The following is a 782-nucleotide window of genomic DNA, read 5'->3' as shown; positions in this document are numbered from 1 at the left end:
ATTAACAACTGAGATACAACTTAACGCAAGCGGAGCCGAAAAGTAAAACAGATTTTGAAACCACACACCCTCTCGACAGCCGGCTAACGCCGTGCTCAACGGCAGTTTGTAAGTCGTGGTTTTGTGGATTACTTTTGCGCAGCAAAACCACAAAGCCGCGACTTACAAACTGTCCAGCGCACGCAGTGCGCGTGTTGCAGCACTTTGTTAGGGCTTTATTCTGCAGTTTCTTTTACCCATTTAGATGTGCCAACCACTTGGTCAATATATTCTGCAAGGTTTATAACTTCATATACTTGCTTGGATTCACAACCTAAATAGGTTGAAACTGCCTTTTTTCTATTTTTTACTAAGCCTTCAATAAGAATATAACTAGAATCAGTTGCGGAAATGAAACAACCCCAGCTACCTGAATCGAGGTGAGATTTCATTTTCAAAAACTTGACTTTTATTAGTTTTTTCTCGATTAGTTCGACGCTTTCTTTTGGAAGGTTGCCTGTTTGAAAGCCTTTAATTGAAACATATTCATTGCCTTCATACTCAACTACACCATTAGCTTTAACAGAAACGGTGTATACGGGACAGTTTCCAAAGCAAGCTGTACGCTTTAACTTAACGACAGTTTCATTATCAATTGTCGGAGTTGTTGTGCTGCACGAAGCCAACAGCCACGATACCGACGCAAAAATTAATTTTTTATAGAAATCCATTTTTCACCCTAACGCTCAAAGCAGCTGCGCGGCAAGCGTCGGCTGCCTTTGCTTGTTAAATTTTGCATTCTG

Annotated in this window: 1 protein-coding gene; it reads right to left on the bottom strand. The window is 40.8% G+C overall.

Going from position 1 to position 782, the window contains the following annotated elements:
* Positions 1–215 precede the first annotated feature (215 nt).
* Entirely contained in the window at positions 216–710 is a 495-nt protein-coding gene (locus IE070_RS16515; RefSeq protein WP_189484285.1) for a DUF6438 domain-containing protein, read from the bottom strand.
* Between the last annotated feature and the right edge of the window lie 72 nt (positions 711–782).

Origin of the sequence: Alishewanella tabrizica (genome assembly GCF_014652375.1) — a bacterium.
Taxonomy (GTDB): Bacteria; Pseudomonadota; Gammaproteobacteria; order Enterobacterales; family Alteromonadaceae; genus Alishewanella; species Alishewanella tabrizica.
The sequence above is the reverse complement of the archived record's forward strand: the minus strand, read 5'-3'. Positions and strand labels throughout refer to the sequence as shown.